This window comes from Brevundimonas sp. (assembly GCF_023259385.1).
In the GTDB taxonomy this organism is placed as follows: Bacteria; Pseudomonadota; Alphaproteobacteria; order Caulobacterales; family Caulobacteraceae; genus Brevundimonas.
On the sequence record NZ_JAHFPF010000241.1, the window covers coordinates 1 to 434 of the forward strand.

General features: G+C 69.6%; 1 pseudogene. It reads right to left on the minus strand.

The features are described 5' to 3' along the window. Nucleotides 1-135: 135 nt before the first annotated feature. A pseudogene (locus Q0C81_RS15500) lies at nt 136-434 on the minus strand (threonine synthase); the annotation flags it as partial.

Genomic DNA, 434 nt, shown 5'->3' on the forward strand with positions numbered 1-434 from the left:
TTTCTTCCTCCCCTCATGGGGAGGGTGGCTGTCGCGCAGCGACAGACGGGTGGGTAACGGCCGCACGGATACAAACCCCACCCTGTCGTCGCTGACGCGCCGACATCCCTCCCCACTTCAGGGGAGGGAGAAGTTTTACCCGATCGCGGCCAGCACCGCGTCCAGCGTCGCATCCACTGTCTCGAACCGCTCGGTCCGGCCTTCCAGACCCTGAAGCTGCGGCGGCCGTTCCGGCGCGAAGCCCAGCGCCGCCTCGACGCTGTCCGGGAATTTGGCGGGATGCGCCGTCGACAGGGCGACCACCGGCCCCGTCCGTTCGACGCGCCGCGCCGCGTGCAGGGCCACGGCGGTGTGCGGGCAAATCACCCGCCCGTTCTCCGCCCAGGTCCGGCGCATCTCCGCCACCGTTTCGTCTTCACTGACCGAAACGGCCG